Origin of the sequence: Ochrobactrum sp. SFR4 (assembly GCF_019730395.1) — a bacterium.
GTDB lineage: Bacteria > Pseudomonadota > Alphaproteobacteria > Rhizobiales > Rhizobiaceae > Pseudochrobactrum.
Map to the genome: position 1 here is coordinate 1 of NZ_JAAPBB010001382.1, position 236 is coordinate 236.

Consider the following 236-nt stretch of genomic DNA (forward strand, 5'->3'; position numbering starts at 1 on the left):
TGTTTCGACCGCACCTTTACCCTTCAACAACTCACGCAAGCCCACCGTACCCAGCAATTTATTGGTATCATCCACAACTGGCAGCGAGCGAATATTATGCTTCAGCAACAAAGACCGAGCATAATCATCCGTATCAGCTGCTTTAACCGACACCACATGGCGCGACATGATAGAATTGCAATCAGGCCCCGCTTTACCCGATGCATTATTACGCATCACCGTCTGCATTTCGATCT

At 48.3% G+C, this 236-nt stretch carries 1 protein-coding gene; it reads right to left on the reverse strand.

Annotation, left to right across the window (positions count from 1 at the left end; all coding sequences use genetic code 11):
- On the reverse strand, positions 1–216 hold a 216-nt coding region (locus HBA93_RS23555; RefSeq protein WP_502910198.1), incomplete at its 3' end, for a CBS domain-containing protein.
- Between the last annotated feature and the right edge of the window lie 20 nt (positions 217–236).